This is a genomic window from Oceanibaculum indicum P24 (assembly GCF_000299935.1).
GTDB lineage: Bacteria > Pseudomonadota > Alphaproteobacteria > Oceanibaculales > Oceanibaculaceae > Oceanibaculum > Oceanibaculum indicum.
In genome coordinates this window covers 1-1,183 of the sequence record NZ_AMRL01000066.1, presented here as the reverse complement: position 1 = coordinate 1,183, position 1,183 = coordinate 1, and the positions used below count along the sequence as shown (strand labels likewise).

Here is a 1,183-nt window from a genome sequence, read left to right as displayed (position 1 = left end):
TTGGCGACGACGCCGGCGCCGACGGTGCGGCCGCCTTCGCGGATGGCGAAGCGCAGGCCCTCATCCATGGCGATCGGCGCGATCAGCTTCACTTCCATGGCGATGTTGTCGCCCGGCATCACCATCTCCGTGCCTTCCGGCAGAACAACCTCGCCGGTCACGTCGGTGGTGCGGAAGTAGAACTGCGGACGATAGTTGGAGAAGAACGGCGTGTGACGGCCACCTTCTTCCTTCGTCAGAATGTAGGCCTCGCACTTGAAGCGCGTGTGCGGCTTGATCGTGCCCGGCTTGGACAGAACCTGGCCGCGCTCCACATCCTCGCGGCCAACGCCACGCAGCAGCGCGCCGATATTGTCGCCCGCCTCGCCGCTGTCCAGCAGCTTGCGGAACATCTCAACACCGGTCACAACCGTCTTGGTCGTGTCCTTCAGGCCGACGATCTCGACTTCCTCGCCAACCTTCACGATGCCGCGCTCGACGCGACCGGTCACCACCGTGCCACGGCCGGAGATCGAGAACACGTCCTCGATCGGCATCAGGAACGGCAGGTCCTTCGCGCGCTCCGGCTGCGGAATGTAGCGATCGACCTCGGCCATCAGCTCCAGGATCGCGTCCTTGCCCAGCTTCGGATCGCTGTCTTCCAGCGCCGCCAGGGCCGAGCCCTTCACGATCGGAATATCGTCGCCCGGGAAGTCGTAGGAGGACAGCAGCTCGCGGACCTCAAGCTCCACCAGCTCCAGCAGCTCCGGATCGTCGACCATGTCGCACTTGTTCAGGAACACCACGATCGCCGGGACGCCGACCTGACGCGCCAGCAGGATGTGCTCGCGGGTCTGCGGCATCGGGCCGTCAGCGGCCGACACCACCAGAATGGCGCCGTCCATCTGCGCCGCACCCGTGATCATGTTCTTCACATAGTCGGCATGGCCCGGGCAGTCCACATGCGCATAGTGACGGTTGCCCGTCTCATACTCCACATGCGCCGTCGAAATGGTGATGCCGCGCGCCTTCTCCTCCGGCGCCTTGTCGATCTGGTCGTACGCCGTAAAGGTCGCGCCGCCAGCCTCCGCCAGAACCTTCGTGATCGCAGCCGTCAGGGACGTCTTGCCATGATCAACATGGCCAATCGTCCCAATGTTGCAATGCGGCTTGTTCCGTTCAAACTTCGCTTTAGCCATCGTGG

General features: G+C 63.9%; 1 protein-coding gene. It reads right to left on the bottom strand.

From position 1 onward, the window contains the following. A partial coding sequence (gene tuf / locus P24_RS18970; protein ID WP_040708544.1) for an elongation factor Tu occupies positions 1-1,178 on the bottom strand: 1,178 nt, incomplete at its 3' end. Positions 1,179-1,183: the final 5 nt, after the last annotated feature.